Source organism: Buchnera aphidicola (Cinara confinis), from assembly GCF_900128735.1.
In the GTDB taxonomy this organism is placed as follows: Bacteria; Pseudomonadota; Gammaproteobacteria; order Enterobacterales; family Enterobacteriaceae; genus Buchnera_F; species Buchnera_F aphidicola_L.
This window is the reverse complement of sequence record NZ_LT667503.1, coordinates 409,435-424,638: the sequence shown is the minus strand read 5'-3', so window position 1 is coordinate 424,638 and position 15,204 is coordinate 409,435. Positions and strand designations below refer to the sequence as shown.

General features: G+C 21.8%; 15 protein-coding genes, 3 tRNA genes and 1 pseudogene. 10 read left to right on the top strand and 9 right to left on the bottom strand.

Translation table 11 applies throughout. The annotated features are described in order from the left end of the window. Positions 1–41: 41 nt before the first annotated feature. Positions 42–299 carry a cell division protein ZapB gene (gene zapB, locus APCICONF2801_RS01960; protein ID WP_075432344.1) on the top strand — a complete coding sequence of 86 codons (258 nt, stop codon included), beginning with the start codon at positions 42–44 and terminating at the stop codon, positions 297–299. Between the two features lie 209 nt (positions 300–508). Here the strand turns inward: zapB and hslU are convergent, their stop codons facing one another. Together hslU and hslV are read right to left on the bottom strand one after the other, a co-directional pair. Continuing rightward, a complete protein-coding gene (gene hslU, locus APCICONF2801_RS01955; protein ID WP_075432341.1) occupies positions 509–1,846 on the bottom strand; it encodes an ATP-dependent protease ATPase subunit HslU in 1,338 nt (445 codons plus the stop codon). A gap of 13 nt (positions 1,847–1,859) precedes the next feature. After that, the gene (hslV, locus tag APCICONF2801_RS01950) at positions 1,860–2,390 is read right to left on the bottom strand and encodes an ATP-dependent protease subunit HslV (protein WP_075432340.1); all 531 of its coding nucleotides are present in this window, start codon (positions 2,388–2,390) and stop codon (positions 1,860–1,862) included. Positions 2,391–2,692: 302 nt separating this feature from the next. Here hslV and rpmE point away from each other — a divergent pair, with 302 nt between their 5' ends. Next, on the top strand, positions 2,693–2,899 hold the full coding sequence (gene rpmE, locus APCICONF2801_RS01945; protein ID WP_075432339.1) for a 50S ribosomal protein L31: 207 nt from the start codon (positions 2,693–2,695) through the stop codon (positions 2,897–2,899). Between the two features lie 139 nt (positions 2,900–3,038). On the opposite strand, the gene APCICONF2801_RS01940 is transcribed toward rpmE, so the two are convergent. Both APCICONF2801_RS01940 and orn read right to left on the bottom strand, forming a co-directional pair. Beyond that, positions 3,039–3,111: transfer RNA gene (locus APCICONF2801_RS01940), tRNA-Gly, on the bottom strand. An 82-nt stretch (positions 3,112–3,193) separates the two neighbouring features. Then, a complete protein-coding gene (gene orn, locus APCICONF2801_RS01935; RefSeq protein ID WP_075432336.1) occupies positions 3,194–3,691 on the bottom strand; it encodes an oligoribonuclease in 498 nt (165 codons plus the stop codon). An 826-nt stretch (positions 3,692–4,517) separates the two neighbouring features. Between orn and miaA the strand changes: the two genes are divergently transcribed. The 5 genes from miaA (at position 4,518) to APCICONF2801_RS01910 (ending at position 7,410) form a co-directional block, all read left to right on the top strand. Then, a complete protein-coding gene (miaA, locus tag APCICONF2801_RS01930; RefSeq protein ID WP_075432331.1) occupies positions 4,518–5,456 on the top strand; it encodes a tRNA (adenosine(37)-N6)-dimethylallyltransferase MiaA in 939 nt (312 codons plus the stop codon). Between the two features lie 221 nt (positions 5,457–5,677). Beyond that, positions 5,678–6,049 (top strand): 30S ribosomal protein S6, encoded by a 372-nt coding sequence (gene rpsF, locus APCICONF2801_RS01925; RefSeq protein WP_075432328.1) that lies wholly within the window; start codon positions 5,678–5,680, stop codon positions 6,047–6,049. A 113-nt stretch (positions 6,050–6,162) separates the two neighbouring features. Next, positions 6,163–6,390 (top strand): 30S ribosomal protein S18, encoded by a 228-nt coding sequence (gene rpsR, locus APCICONF2801_RS01920; RefSeq protein WP_075432326.1) that lies wholly within the window; start codon positions 6,163–6,165, stop codon positions 6,388–6,390. Positions 6,391–6,458: 68 nt separating this feature from the next. Next, the gene (gene rplI, locus APCICONF2801_RS01915) at positions 6,459–6,914 is read left to right on the top strand and encodes a 50S ribosomal protein L9 (RefSeq protein WP_075432323.1); all 456 of its coding nucleotides are present in this window, start codon (positions 6,459–6,461) and stop codon (positions 6,912–6,914) included. Between the two features lie 76 nt (positions 6,915–6,990). Continuing rightward, positions 6,991–7,410 carry a hypothetical protein gene (locus tag APCICONF2801_RS01910; protein WP_075432320.1) on the top strand — a complete coding sequence of 140 codons (420 nt, stop codon included), beginning with the start codon at positions 6,991–6,993 and terminating at the stop codon, positions 7,408–7,410. Between the two features lie 31 nt (positions 7,411–7,441). On the opposite strand, the gene APCICONF2801_RS01905 is transcribed toward APCICONF2801_RS01910, so the two are convergent. Further along, a tRNA-Ile gene (locus APCICONF2801_RS01905) sits at positions 7,442–7,514 on the bottom strand. A 203-nt stretch (positions 7,515–7,717) separates the two neighbouring features. On the opposite strand from APCICONF2801_RS01905, the gene APCICONF2801_RS01900 reads away from it, so the two are divergent. After that, positions 7,718–7,790 (top strand) — tRNA-Asn (locus tag APCICONF2801_RS01900). A 191-nt stretch (positions 7,791–7,981) separates the two neighbouring features. Continuing rightward, positions 7,982–9,280: pseudogene (gene sbcB / locus APCICONF2801_RS01895) on the top strand (exodeoxyribonuclease I); the annotation flags it as partial. A gap of 295 nt (positions 9,281–9,575) precedes the next feature. Here sbcB and APCICONF2801_RS01890 read toward each other — a convergent pair. After that, positions 9,576–10,874 carry an oxidative damage protection protein gene (locus APCICONF2801_RS01890; protein WP_075432317.1) on the bottom strand — a complete coding sequence of 433 codons (1,299 nt, stop codon included), beginning with the start codon at positions 10,872–10,874 and terminating at the stop codon, positions 9,576–9,578. A 140-nt stretch (positions 10,875–11,014) separates the two neighbouring features. Between APCICONF2801_RS01890 and trmB the strand changes: the two genes are divergently transcribed. Then, entirely contained in the window at positions 11,015–11,716 is a 702-nt protein-coding gene (gene trmB, locus APCICONF2801_RS01885; protein WP_075432314.1) for a tRNA (guanosine(46)-N7)-methyltransferase TrmB, read from the top strand. 186 nt (positions 11,717–11,902) lie between these two features. Here trmB and ruvX read toward each other — a convergent pair whose 3' ends face one another. The 3 genes from ruvX to dusA all read right to left on the bottom strand — a co-directional run bounded on the left by ruvX (position 11,903) and on the right by dusA (position 15,010). Further along, on the bottom strand, positions 11,903–12,319 hold the full coding sequence (ruvX, locus tag APCICONF2801_RS01880; protein ID WP_075432311.1) for a Holliday junction resolvase RuvX: 417 nt from the start codon (positions 12,317–12,319) through the stop codon (positions 11,903–11,905). 151 nt (positions 12,320–12,470) lie between these two features. Continuing rightward, the gene (gene dnaB / locus APCICONF2801_RS01875) at positions 12,471–13,859 is read right to left on the bottom strand and encodes a replicative DNA helicase (RefSeq protein ID WP_082252736.1); all 1,389 of its coding nucleotides are present in this window, start codon (positions 13,857–13,859) and stop codon (positions 12,471–12,473) included. A gap of 131 nt (positions 13,860–13,990) precedes the next feature. After that, positions 13,991–15,010 carry a tRNA dihydrouridine(20/20a) synthase DusA gene (gene dusA / locus APCICONF2801_RS01870; RefSeq protein ID WP_075432306.1) on the bottom strand — a complete coding sequence of 340 codons (1,020 nt, stop codon included), beginning with the start codon at positions 15,008–15,010 and terminating at the stop codon, positions 13,991–13,993. Positions 15,011–15,204 lie beyond the last annotated feature (194 nt).

Sequence of the window (15,204 nt, the reverse complement as noted above, 5' to 3'; positions counted from 1 at the left end):
TATAGTATTTATTCTATAATGCATATTATAAAGGTATAATAATGGTTTTAGAAGTTTTTTCCGAATTAGAAAATAAAATAAAGAAATCAATAGATATAATTATTGCTTTAAAAATAGAAGCACGTCAATTTAAATCACAAATAGATGATTTAAAAAAAGAAATAGATAATTTATTACAATTAAATAATACATTACAAAATAAAAATAAAGAATTAACGGAAGAACATTTATTTTGGAAGGATAAATTATTAGTTTTATCCAAAAAAATAAATGATTTTATGTTAGAAGATAAATATTAATGATTTTCTTAATCAGTAAATATTATCAATATTAGTATCCGTAAATAAAGATATATTTAAAAATTTAAAATTTATTAATTATAAATTATTTGATTATTTTTTAATTTTTTTAAAAATCTTAGTAATTGCCTATCATAGACATTTTGTCTAAGATGGGCAATCTTTGTACAATTTTTTTTTTAAATTTTTTATATTATTAATAAAATTTTTTATAAAATAAATCTACTTAAATCTTGGTTTTTAATTAATTTTTTTAAATGTTGATTAACATATTTTTTATCAATATAGATTTTTTGACTATATTTTTCTTTAGTATAAAATGATATATCTTCCATTAATTTTTCTAGTACAGTATATAAACGACGAGCACCAATATTATCTGTAGTTTCGTTAATACTCCAAGATGCTTCTGCAATTTTTTGAATTCCATCTTTAGTAAAAATTATTTCTATTCCTTCAGTTTTTATTAATTCTTGATATTGCATAGTAATAGAGATGTTAGGTTCAATTAAAATACGTTCAAGATCATGGCTTGTTAATGCTTTCAATTCTACACGTATTGGTAATCGTCCTTGTAGTTCCGGAATTAAATCAGAAGGGGAAGATGTTTGAAAAGATCCAGACGCAATAAATAAAATATGATCTGTTTTGACTGGACCATATTTAGTTGATACAGTGCATCCTTCAATTAAAGGTAATAAGTCACGTTGCACACCTTCTCGAGAAATTCCTGATCCATTTGTAGATTTATTACTACTTTGACAAATTTTATCTATTTCATCAATGAAAACTATACTATTTTGTTCAACTGAATGAATAGCTTTTGTTTTTAATTCTTCCATATTAATTAATTTTAAAGCTTCTTCTTCGGTAAGTAATTTCATTGCATCTTTAATTTTTAGTTTTCTTAAATTTTTTTTTTGTCCGCTTAAATTTTGAAAAAGTGATTGTAATTGATTGGTAAGCTCTTCCATTCCAGGAGGAGACATAATTTCTATTCCAATAGGCGGAGAAGTAATTTGAATTTCTATTTCTTGATGATCCAGTTTTCCTTCTCTTAATTTTTTTCGAAATAATTGTATTGTGCTATTTTCATTTTCTTTTTCGCTATCTTGATTCCACTTATCTTGTGATATTGGAATTAAAATTTTTAATATTTTTTCTTCAGCGATTTCTTGAGCATATTTTCTATTCTTTTTTATTTTTTGAACCCGCATCATTTTTACTGCGAGTTCTATTAGATCTCGAATAATTGAATCAACTTCTTTTCCGACATAACCAACTTCTGTAAATTTTGTTGCTTCTACTTTGATAAATGGCGCATTAGCTAATTTTGCTAATCTTCGGGCTATTTCTGTTTTTCCTACGCCTGTTGGACCTATCATTAAAATATTTTTAGGAGTAATTTCATGTCGTAATTCAGAATTTAATTTCATACGCCGCCATCTATTACGTAAAGCTATAGCTACCGCACGTTTTGCGTTATCTTGACCGACGATATATTTATCTAATTCAATTACAATTTCCTGAGGAGTCATTTCCGACATTTTTCTTTCCTTATCACTTTACTGAGGGTATATCTTTAATAGTTAATGATTGATTAGTATAAATACAAATATTAGCTGCAATTTGTAATGATTTTTTTACTATTTCAATGGCATTTAAAGTTGTATTTTGAATTAAAGCATATGCAGCGGCTTGAGCAAAAGGTCCTCCTGAACCAATAGCAATGACATCATTTTCAGGTTGAATAACATCGCCTGTACCTGTAATAATTAATGAATGATTCTTGTCTGCTACTGCTAGTAATGCTTCTAATTTTCTTAGAAATTGATCAGTACGCCAATCTTTTGCTAATTCAATAGCAGCACGTAGTAATTGTCCCTGATGTTTTTCTAATTTTTTTTCAAATAATTCAAATAGAGTAAAAGCGTCAGCTGTTCCGCCAGCAAAACCAGCGATAACTTGTTTTTTGTATAATGAACGTACTTTTCGAACATTACTTTTCATAATTGTATGTCCAAAAGTTGCTTGTCCATCTCCACCGATTACTACTTTGCCATTTGTTCGTACGCTAAGTATTGTAGTCATAGATTTTTTACCTTGTAAGGTATAATCATTTTTTATAAAAATTTTTAATATTAATATATATATTTTTAATATAATAAATTTTTTTTAGAGTTTCTTATTTTTTTAATATTAGAATTTTTTAATTTTTTTTAAGATTATTATTTTATTAATAATATTTTTTAATATTATGATTTTTGAAGTTCGATATTTTTTCTGCTTATGATTTTTTAATTGTATTTTTATATATTTTTATGTACGATATATTACAACAATAATATTAATAATTTAGTATTATATACTACAATTGACTTTGAGAATATATTATGAAAAAAAATATTCATCCGGAATATAAACAAATTTTTGCTATTTGTTCTTGCGGATATAAAATTCCAGTTTTTTCTACTAAAGTTAGTGATATGCAATTAGATATGTGTTCGCAATGTCATCCTTTTTATACAGGCAAACAAAGAAAACTGAATACTACTGGGCGTATACAAAAATTTAAAAAACGTTTTAATCTTTCTAATTAAATACGATTTATATTAGTATATAAATATTTTTGATTTAAAGTTTTTTTATTTTTTTATATATTTTAAGGACGGATTATTTTTTTAAAAAATGGAATGATAGAATTTTTTGTTTTATAAGTTTATTGGATGATATTGTTTCAGCGGGAAACGAGATTTGAACTCGCGACCTCAACCTTGGCAAGGTTGCGCTCTTCCGGCTGAGCTATTCCCGCAGTATATTCACTTTTTTTATTATATAAAATTTATAGTTTTTTGCAAGTTTTATTTAACTGATTAGTTAATTATTCTATAGATTTATTGAAAAAAATTTTTTTTATAGAATAATAATTCTGATATAGATTCATATAAATCTGATAAAGCTCGATGTTTATTTTTTTTTTTTTCTTTTATATAATGAGGTTTCCAACGTTTAACTAATTCTTTAAGTGTGCTGATATCAATATGGCGATAATGAAAATATGATTCTAATTGTGGCATAAATTTTTTTAAAAAAATTCGATCTTGTGAAATTGTGTTACCGCATATAGGAGAAGTATGAATAGGCACCCATTTTTTTAAAAATTTTAATGTTTTTTTTTCTGCTTCTTTTTCACGAATTTTGCTATTTTTAATTTTTTTTAATAATCCATTTTTTTTATGTATACAGTAAATATTATTGTCCATATTTTTTAATATTTTTTCTTTTTGATAAATACAGATATTTGGACCTTCTGCAAGTATTTTTAATTTTTTATCGGTAATAATAGATGCAATTTCAAGAATTCGGTCTTTTTTAGGATTTAAACCGGTCATTTCTAAATCAATCCAAATTAAGTTTTTTTTTTATGCATGATTTTTAGATATATTCTTAATAAATAAAAATAATTATATATATTTTTATATAAAAATTTTTATATAAATAAATAGTGGATATAAAGATTGGTTTTGGGTTTCTTTATATAGAGAACATTGAATGGTTTTTAGATTTTTTATTTAATAAATAATTAGGGTTAATTTTGATTTTTTTTTATTTTATTTTGATATATATGTTATGAATAAAAAATGTTTTAAAAAATTAAAGTTTTTAAAAGATTTTTTTATTTAACTTTTATTTAATATAAGTATTTTTTTTATTTAATTATATTCTTATTAACATAAAAAGTATAGAAATATATCATTTAATACAGAATTAAATGAATTATCAATTAATATTAAAAAAATATTTTAAAGAAAGCATAGATAAATTGTAAATATAAAAATTTTTAAAATATTCAGACATAGTAAATTTTTTTTATTTAAAAAAATTTTGGATAAATTTTTTTAAATATTGGTAAGAAATTTGTTTCAAAAAAATTATTTCTTTAATTTTTTTATTCTATTTTTTATGAAATTAATTTTTATAGATAGGGAAGAGATCAAATTAAGAAAGTTTATTCATTAATTACATAAATAAATTTTTTTTAATTATTTTTTTAGTAATTTATTTTTTTTATAATATTTTTGCGCTGTAGAGTAGTTTATAGTAACTAATATAAATGATTTTAAAAAAAAATTTTTTATATTTTATATATTATTTAAATATAAAATATTTTATTTTATCTTTTTATTTTTTTTAAATTTATAAATATAGAAAGGGTATATGAAATCTAAACGTATATTATTTTTTTTAATGGGTCCAACGGCTATTGGTAAAAGTTTATTTTCAATGCAAGTAAAAAAAAAATTTTCGGATATAGAATTATTAAGTGTAGATTCTAAATTAATATATAAAGAATTAAATATAGGTACAGATAAACCTACACCAGAAGAATTGTTTTTGACTCCATGTAGATTAATTAATATTAAAAATGTACAAGACACTTATTCTTCTGCTGATTTTTGTAATGATGCATATAAAGAGATCCATGATATTTTTTCTATTGGAAAAATTCCTTTTTTTGTTGGTGGTTCTATGTTATATTTTAAGGCTTTATTAGATGGTTTAGTTTGTTTACCGTCTTCTAATAAAAATGTTAGAGAGTATATTTTTAAAATTCTATTTAATAGTAATAAAAAAAAATTATTTAAAGCTTTAAAAATTTTTGATTATGTTTCTAGCTCTAAAATACATATGAATGATATATATCGAGTTTTAAGAGCGTTAGAAGTTTTTTTTGTTTCTGGTGGTATTCCGTTAAGTAAATTATTAACTTTCAGACAAAATAAATTACCTTATCGAGTTTTTCAATTTGCTTTTATTCCATTCGATAAAGATTTATTATATGAAAAAATTTCTATACGTTTTTATAAGATGCTTGAGAATGGTTTTGAAAAAGAAGTACAAGATTTATCTAATCGATTTTCTTTTAAGTATCCTTTGCCTTTTATGAATAGTATTGGTTATAAACAAATGTGGGAATATTTACAAAAAAAATGTACTTATCAAGATATGGTTAGTAATACCTTAAAGGCGACGCATAAATTAGTCAAACATCAACTTACATGGTTGCGCAAATGGAAAAATATTACTTTAATTTATGATAATAATAAAAATGAATTGATGGCAAAAATAGAAAAAATTATAAATAATAATAAATAAACTTTAATTTACATTTTAAATTTTTTACTTTTTTTAAGTGAAATAAACGGAGAATAAATAGATAAATTTTGATTATTTTTTTATTTTAAATAAGTAATAAACATATAATAAATAATTATAATCATCTTATATTGAGTTTTATATATATTTCAGTTAAAATATGAAAATCAGAGAAATTTAAAATTATATTTTTATATAACAGTCATTAAGGAATTATATTTATGCGTTATTATGAAATTATATTAATGATCCATCCAGATCAAAGCGAAAATATTGCACATATTATTGAATTATATAAAAAGATGATTCTTGCAACTCAAGGGAAAATTCATCGTTTAGAGGATTGGGGTAGAAAACCTTTAGCTTATTCGATTAAAAAATTAAAAAAAGCTCATTTTTTATTGATAAATATTGAAGTTAACGTAAAATTAATGAAAGAGTTAGCAAGACATTTTAAATTTAATAATAATATTATTCGAAATTTAATTATCATTAATAAAAAAGCTATTAATAAAGTATCTCCAATGTTAAAAATAAGAGATGATCATAAAAAGAATGTTTTTTCTTTAGCTAAAAATTCTATAAATCATTAATTTTTTGTCGTTCATTTAAAATTCTATTTTTTGTTTTTTTAATTAAAAAAAATAATATGTTTATACCATTGATTTTTTAAGTCTAGAATTTTATTCAAGAAAAGGAAAGGAATATGGCTCGTTACTTTCGTCGAAGAAAATTTTGTCGTTTTACTTCGGAAGGCATTAAATATGTAGACTATAAAGATATTACAATGTTAAAAAATTATATTACTGAAAGCGGAAAAATAGTTCCTAGTCGTATTACTGGAACTAAAGCAAAATATCAACGACAACTATCAAAAGCTATTAAAATTGCACGTTATTTAGCTCTTATTCCATATACAGATCAACACCAGTAATTATAATTTATCAAAAAAAATTTCTATTTTTTAAAAAATTATGTGTGATATAGGATAATAATTAATTTATGAAAGTTATTTTGTTAACTAAATTAAAAAATTTAGGAAAATTAGGTCAATTAATTACAGTAAGAAATGGTTATGCAAGAAATTATTTGATTCCTAAAAAAAAAGTAATCTTAGCAACCGATAAAAACATTAAAAAATTTAAAGACTCTATTCTATCTTTAGAAAAAAAACAAGTTGAAAAAATTAATCAAGCTAATATAAGGATTAAAAAAATTCAGTCTATTAATTCTATTATTATATCTAAGAAAACAAGCGAAAAGAAAAAAATTTTTGGTTCTGTTGGGGTTCAAGATATTATTAAAGCGCTTTTAGAAAAAGGAATTAAAGTTAAAAAACAAGAAATAAAATTACCGAATGGTTTATTACGTTTTTTAGGGGATCACCAAGTTATTTTTTCTCCTTATAAAAATATATTTACAAATATTACTATATCAATTATTAATGAAAAAAAATAAATTTTTAGTATTGATTTTTTACGTTAAGATTATTTGGAGCATCTGTGTGGTATAAAAATTTATATAGGATATTTTTATGTCTTGGAGAAGTATAATCCATTTAAAAATTTTAGATCAACGCACAAAATTACAATTACCATTGTTTTTTTATCATATGAATGGTGTAATAGGATTATACTTAAATTTATGTGTAAAAAATAAATTATGTATTATGCCTAATCAATCGGAATTGTTATCCACTGGTATTTCTTTATATCGTTGTAACTTGGAAAAGGAAAATATCCAGTATTTAATATTACCTCGTGCTGGATTAGGTGTTATGAAAAATATTATTTTTGGAAATTTTATAAATTTTCTTAAAAAGTTAAATGAAGGTGAAGTTAAATTATTAATTTGGAATAAAAGTAAAATAAATTTTTATATTAATTCTGGAGAAGTTATTGCTCAACTAGTTTTTATTTCAAATATGAATATTTCATTAAATTTTATTTTTTAGTTAAAAAATTTTTCTTTATATTATTATTTAATGGCCCCTGCTGGATTTGAACCAGCGACCAAACGATTATGAGTCGTGTGCTCTAACCACTGAGCTAAGGGGCCAAGTATTTTTTTTTAAAAAAAAATATTATAGTGATATTATAAAGCAATTTTTTTTAGTAATCTATATTTTTTATTAAAAAAAAAAAAAATATTATTATTTATTCTTTAAATACCTAAAAAATAAAAGTTTTTATCTTTTTCTGACTTTTCATAATCCTTTTTTGTTGCTTTTTTTTCATTTTTATGATATAAAATATAATTATTCCTCTGTAGTTCAGTTGGTAGAACGGCGGACTGTTAATCCGTATGTCACTGGTTCGAGTCCAGTCAGGGGAGTAAAATAATAGAATTATTAAAATAAATTTTTAATATTAGGTTAATATGCTAAAAATATCAAATAAACTTTTTAAATATTTTTTATTTTATGATTACGAAACATTTGGAGTTCATACAGCATTAGATAAAGTCTCTCAATTTTCTAGCCTCCGAACTGATTTATCTTTTAATATCATAGAGAAAAAAAAAATTTTTTTTGTATTCCACCTTTAGATTACTTGCCAGATCCTCATTCCGTATTAATTACCAAAATATTACCTCAAGATTTATGTAAAAAAGGAATAAATGAATATTATTTTGCAAGAGAAATATATAATATTTTTTTAAAAAAAGACACCTGTATTGTTGGGTTTAATAACTTAAAATTTGATAATTTAATAACACGTAATATATTTTATCGAAATTGCTTGGATCCATATGAATGGTGTTGGAAAAATGGAAATTCTAGTTGGGATATTTTAAATGTTTTACGGGCTTTTTATATTTTTTATCCAAATAATATTTTATGGCCTAAAAATACTGAAGGTCATATTATCTTTAAATTATCTGAATTTACTAAGATTAATAATATTTTACATAGGAATGTACATGATGCCTCTTCTGATGTTTTTGCCACTATAGAAGTAGCAAAGTTATTATGTTCTAAAAATAAAAAATTTTTTTTTATGTTATATATTATGTCTAAAAAAAATAATATACGATATTTTATTCATAAGAATTATCACAAACCTTTTTTTTATTTATCTAGTATATTTGGTAGTAAAAGAAATAATATTAGTTGTGTTATGATATTCGGTTATCATCCAAAGAATAATAATTTACTTTTGATTTTTGATTTAGAAAGATCCCTTAAAGATTTAGTTTTATTATATGAAAAATCAAATAAAATCAATTATACTATTAAAGATTTATTGTTAGTTGGAATTAAGATTATTTATTTGAATCAGTCACCTATGTTTTTTAAATACAATTCATTGTCTGTAAAATCGTGTCAACGACTTAATTTAAATTATTATAAATATCAAAAGAAATTTTTTTTTCTTTTAAATAAAAAAGATATAAAAAAATGGATTTTGTCTATTTTTTTAATACATCCTCCCTTTCCATTAGTTTTGAAATCAAAGAATATAGATTTAATGTTATATTATGATTTTTTTCATTCTCAAGATAAAGTACATTTAAATTTATTACATAAAAAATCTCCAGAGTATTGGAATATTACAAATTTAAAATTTTATGATCATCGTTTATATAAAATTATTTTTAGATTACGAGCGAGAAATTTTTTTAATTCATTAACTATATTAGAAAAACAAAGTTGGAAAAAACATTGTCAAAATATTATTCGTTCAGAAATTATTAAACAATATTTTCATAAAATTGATTCTTTAAAAATATTATATAATGATGATTATGAGAAAGTATATTTATTAAATCAATTAGCTAAATATGTTAATCAATTAATAAAAGATATTAATAATTTTTGTTAATTTTTATAAAAAAATAATTTTTTTTTATAAAAAAATGAGAAAAGATTAATAATTACTTTTGATTTTTTTTTAAAAAAATTAATTTGATAGTATTAAAAAGATTCTAAAAGAAACATGATAATTTCTTTTAAAAAAAAGACCAAATAATTTATTTATATATTGAATATAATTCTTATTTTTTTTATAAAAAACATGTATTTTTATAATGATAAAAATATTTTTTCAAGATATATATACATATTAGATTTTTTAATTACTTTTAAAAATCTTTTTGAAGATATTAAACTATTTTTTTCTAAAATAGAAATTTTATCATTTCTTTTTCTAGTTTATCTCTATCTTTTTCTAAAAACATATTTAATTTTTTTTCATTGATTATTTTTGTTTGTTCTTTAATCCATAATTGCCATGCTTCTTGGGAAATTTCATTATAAATTTTTTCTCCTATTTGACCGGGATAAAATTGATAATCTAAGCCTAACATATTTTTCTTCAAATATGTACAAAAAATTGTGCGAGTTTTAATTTTTTTCATAATATTTTTTCTATTTTTTTTTATTAGTTGTATAATTTTAGAAACGGGAGCAGGAATGCCTATTTTAGAGGGTTGATCAATATTATACCAAAGATATTTTTTTTTTGAATATTTTTGTTTTTTATCTTGATGATTAATGTATATTATATAAGAGTTAATATATAATTTTATATGACTACAATAATGTATAAATGGAGGTATCATAAACTTTATATTTTTATGAATTTTATATTTATTTTGAATTTTTTTCCATATATTTGATTTTATAGAAAAATAATTTATAGGAAAAAAAAATAACGATTTCCAAAATTTTTGTATTTTTTGTTTTTGTAATAAAATAAAATGTTTATAATATAATATTAAAAAATTTATGCCAGTTTTTTTATTATCTAAAGTGGAATTATTCAGAGTAATTTTAATCTTTGATAATTTTTTTATTTTATAATAGTTACATGTTCCTTTTAAAGGACATGATATACATATTGGTTTTCTAGAATGACATATTAATGCTCCGAGATCCATCATTCCTTGATTAAATTTTTCTGCATTATGTATAGGAATTAATATGTTAATAATACGCCATAATTCTTTATCAGAAAATGATTTTTTTTTTAAAGAAAAATTATATCGTATTAATATGCGTTTAATATTAGTATCTAATATTGGATAACAAAAACTTTTAGAAAAAGATAAAATAGCATGGGCTGTAGACTGACCAATTCCTGGTAAATCTTTGATTTCGGAGATATTATTGGGAAATATTCCTTGATATTGATTGATGATGATTTGTGTAGTTTTATATATATTATGTGCTCGTTGATAAAATCCTAAGCCACTCCAAAGATATAAGATTTTTTTTATTGGAGCTTTTGATAATTTTTTTAAAGTAGGAAAAATTTTTATAAATTTTTTATAATATGGAATTACTGTGTTAACTTGCGTTCTTTGTAACATAATTTCCGAGATCCAAATATTATATATATTTTTATCTTTTTTCCATGGAAGATTTTTACGACCATTTAGATGATACCAATTTAAAATTTTTTGCGAAAAAATCATATCTTTTCTCTTGTATTGATTTATCTTAATAATATCCAATAAATAGTAATAGATTTTTTAATATTTTTTATATAATAAAAAAATCATTTTTTAGTTTTATTATTTTAATTGTATTAAATAATGTTTTTAGGAGTTATTGAATGTATAATAATAGTAATATAAATTTTTTAAAAAGAAATAAGAGAATAAAAAGTTTTGTATTAAGGTATAGAAAAATCAATTTTTTTAGTTCTTCTGGTGTAATTTTAGATTTATGGGTTCGTTTTGGGATCAATTATAAAAATCATTTCATTTCTTTTAAAGATATATTTGGCAACAATAATCCTATTGTAGTAGACATTGGGTTTGGTCAAGGTGATTTTTTTATTAAAAAAGCTGTATTATTTCCAAAAATGAATTTTTTAGGAATTGAAGTCTATCCGCCAAGTATATTATCTAGCCTTAAGTATGCTAATATGTATCATACTGATAATATTAAAATTATACACTATGATGCTGTGGATGTTTTTTTAAATATGATTCCTGATAAAACTTTGTTTATGATAAAAATTTTTTTTCCTGATCCTTGGCCTAAACGAAAACATCATAAAAGAAGAATAATAAATCCATCTTTTATTTCTCTTATTTCTAAAAAATTAATTCCTCATGGTAGTATACATATTAAAACAGATTTTCAGCCTTATGCTAATTATATCAAAAAAATTTTTTTAAAGTTTGATTTTTTTAAAAAAATAATTTTGGAAAAGGAAAACGAGCAAGAAAAGTTGTTATATCAAACTAATTATGAAAAACGCGGTATAAAATTAGGTAATATAATTTTTGAATATATTTATAAAATTTAATTTTTATTAGTAGTTTTTTTATAAAAAGAAAATAGTTTATTTATACTATATTATAAAAATTCTTTTTAAAAAAAGAATAATTAATTTTTTTTATTTAATTTCATTATTTTAATAAATTTTTTTATATATGAGATAAAAAGAAATTATATTTTTTTATAAATTTATTAATATAATCATATTATAAAGTTATAATATACGTTTTTTTTGATCTTGAGTGGTAATCCAACTTTCTAAAATAATTTTTGCTGAAATAGAATGAATACACGTTCGCGTTAACGCTTTAAATCCTCCTTTTTGAAAAATAATTGATTTAGCTTCAATTGTAGTGAGCCTTTCATCATGTGTGATAATAGGTATTTTATAACGTTTTTTTAATTTATTACAAAATTGATCTACTTTTTTTGTAATTTTTTGTTTTTTTCCATTCATATTGATTGGGTAGCCTACAATAATTAGTTCCGGTAACCATTTTATAATCATTCGATCTAATTCATTCCAATTATTATTCTGAATTTCTTGAATAGGTTTTGCATAAAGTAGTTCCGTTTCTGAAACTGCTAAACCCATTTTTTTAGTTCCATAATCTATAGCTATTACTAACATAATGAAAATAAATGACCTTATTAAAAAAAATTTTATGATTAAGTGGGTTCTTAAATTTTTAGAAATTATTTAATCTTTAATTCAATAAATTTTCGATGATTGAAAATCATATTTTATTTATAAAATTTTGCACGCGATATAATATAGATTTTTAATTTTTTTTTACATTGATATGCATTGTAGGGTTAGCATAATTATCAAATCGTGACCATTGTCCGTTGAATGTTAAATGAATAGTTCCTGTTGGTCCATTCCTTTGCTTTCCAATAATTATTTCTGCAATACCTTTTAATTCACTTTGTTCATGATATAATTCATCTCGATAAATAAATATAATAAGATCAGCGTCTTGTTCTAATGAACCAGATTCTCGAAGATCAGAGTTTATTGGTCTTTTATCAGATCTCTGTTCTAGTGATCGATTTAATTGAGATAATGCAATTATAGGAATTTTTAATTCTTTTGCTAATGATTTTAATGTTCTTGAAATTTCAGCTATTTCTAAGGTTCTATTTCCAGATAGTGTTGGGATAGTAATAAGTTGTAAATAGTCAATCATAATTAAACTTAACCCTTTATTTTCTCTGTATATACGGCGTGCGCGAGAACGAATTTCGTTGGATGTTAGTCCGGCTGAATCATCTATGTAAATATTTTTCTTTTTTAATAAAATATTAATAGTACTAGAAATACGGCTCCATTCTTCGTCATTTAATTTTCCCGTACGAATTTTTGTTTGATTAATACGAGATAATGATGCTAACATGCGAATCATAATTTGTTCGGCTGGCATTTCTAAACTAAAAATTAAAATAGGTTTTTCATATAACATAGCTGTATTTTCACATAAATTCATTGCAAAGGTTGTTTTACCCATTGAAGGTCGTGCAGCTATGATTATTAAGTCTGATTTTTGTAAGCCTGAGGTTTTTTTGTTTAAATCATGATAACCGGTATTTAAGCCAGTAATTCCATTGTTTGGTTCTTGAAATATTTTTTCAATAGAAGCGATTGTTTTGTCTAAAATAATTTCAATATTTTTTGGTCCGTCGTTTTTATGCATTCTTATTTCTGATATTTTAAAAATACTTGATTCTGCATAATCTAATAATTCAATACTTTTTCTACCATTTGGTTGATATCCTGCATTAGCGATATTATGCGCAGCTAAGATAATTTCTCTTGTAATAGCTCGTTCTCGAATAATTTCTGCATATGTAACAATATTAGCAATACTAGGCGTATTTTTAGATATTTCTGCTAAATATGAAAATCGTCCGATATTATTTAATTCTCCTTTTTGTTCTAATGATTCTGATAATGTAATTAAATCTATAGGATAGCCACGATCTATTAAACTTTTCATTTCATAAAAAATTATTTGGTGTTGTCGGTTAAAAAAATCTTCTTGTACAATATATTCAGAAATTATATCCCATTGCTGATTATCTAACATTAACCCTCCTAATAAAGACTGTTCTGCTTCTAAGGAATAAGGAGGTATTTTAAATTTTTCTTGATGTAGAATTTTTTCTTTCATAAGCATATTTTCTCTTGCATAATTTAACTAATTTTTTTTATTATTCATAAGTACAATTTCTAATGCAATAGAATTTTATATAAAAATAACTTGTAAAAGATAATAAAAAATTTTTCAAGATTTTTTTTTTCTTAAAAATTTATTTTTTCTGATAATTTTTTAAATAAGATTTTTGTATTTTTGTTATTTTTTATATGATCTAAAAAATATTTTTTTAATTTTTTAGATTCTTTATTTCCGTAGAAAATATTTACCATATGGCGTAAAGTATATATTATGGGAATTTTTCTTAAGATATTTACATTTATGTATTTTTTCATTTTATATAAAAAAATTTTTTTGTTAAATTCAGTATTTTGTGAAAAGATTTTTTTATCTACATGACGTAATTGTAAAGGATTTTTATAGATAGCTCGCCCTAGCATAACTCCATCGATTATTTTTAAATGTTTTTTAGCTTCATGAAGATTTTTTATACCACCGTTTAAGATGATTTTTAGATTTGGAAAGTCTTTTTTTATTTTATATACATACGCATAATTTAAAGGAGGGATTGAACGGTTCTTTTTTGTATTAGATATTTTTAAATTAGCAATACGTGCATGTATAATAAATCGTTTACAATATTCTCTTTTAGAAATAGTTCTAATAAAGTTATATAAAAATTGGTAATTATTTTGGTCTTGTGTACCTAGGCGTATTTTAATACTAATAGGTATAGGGACAGCATTAAATATAGCTTGAATAATATTAAAAATTAACTGAGGATATTGCATTAATATAGCACCGAATCCTCCTAGTTGAGCTTTTTTAGAGGGGCATCCAATATTTAAATTAATTTCATTAAATCCCATTATATATGCAATTTCTGCGCATTTTTTTAAATCTTTAATATTATTTCCAGCAATTTGTATTGCAATAGGATTTTGATGATATGGTATATATTTTATATGGTCATGAGTATTTCTGTATAACATTTCATGAGTAGTTACCATTTCTGTATACAATAATGTTTTTTTTGTTAATTGTCTATAAAAATATCTACAATATTGATCAGTATAGTGTAACATTGGAGCAACAGAAAATTTATTTGAGTATTTTTCTTTGATACATAATTTTGTTTTTTTTATATTATTTTTTTTTTTATTCATTTATTTTTTAAATTATTTTTTTAATAATTATTTTTGATCAAGTATATAATATATTTTAAATTTTATATAGTGGTTATTTTTTTAAAAAATTATAAGAAATTTTTTTTAGAAAATAATAAAAATTGACTCGTCATAATATATATTATTTTGATATACTATGATATCAACAAATAAATATAAATATTATTTTTATA